Source organism: Streptomyces lancefieldiae, from assembly GCF_031845825.1.
GTDB lineage: Bacteria > Actinomycetota > Actinomycetes > Streptomycetales > Streptomycetaceae > Streptomyces > Streptomyces lancefieldiae.
This window is the reverse complement of the sequence record NZ_JAVRFH010000342.1, coordinates 1-437: the sequence shown is the minus strand read 5'-3', so window position 1 is coordinate 437 and position 437 is coordinate 1. Positions and strand designations below refer to the sequence as shown.

The window sequence follows — 437 nt, the reverse complement described above, 5'->3', positions numbered from 1 at the left end:
CCCCAGGCCCGTCGCCGCGTTGACCTTGTCGATGACCTCGATCGCGGCCGGGGCGCTGACCAGCGGATAGAGCGGCGACTCCGGCTTGTTGAGGGTCTCGACCAGGAGGATCGCCCCGACGCGGTCCGCCGCGCGGGCGGCCAGCACCAGGTTCTCCAGGGCGAGCGCGTCCTGCACCTGCGGGTCGGCGCCCTCGACGCGGTTGCCGTACAGCGCGTTGAGCGCCGTGCAGCCGACCGAGGCGGCGAAGTCGGCCGCCACCTCGATGTTGGCGCGGAAGCGGTCGGACTCCTCACCGGGCACGGAGAGCGCGCCGCGGTCGGGGCCGGGCAGCTGTCCGGCGTAGAAGTTCAGCCCCACCAGCTGGGTGCCGGCGTCGTCGAGCGCCTTCTTGAGGGCGTCGAGCTCCGCCTGCGGCGGGGTGGGGGTCTCGATCC

The 437-nt window shown here is 73.7% G+C and carries 1 protein-coding gene; it reads right to left on the bottom strand.

Annotated elements, in window-relative coordinates:
- Window positions 1-437, bottom strand: a 437-nt coding sequence (locus RM812_RS42435) for a TIM barrel protein (RefSeq protein WP_311586383.1), incomplete at both ends; no start/stop codon positions are given.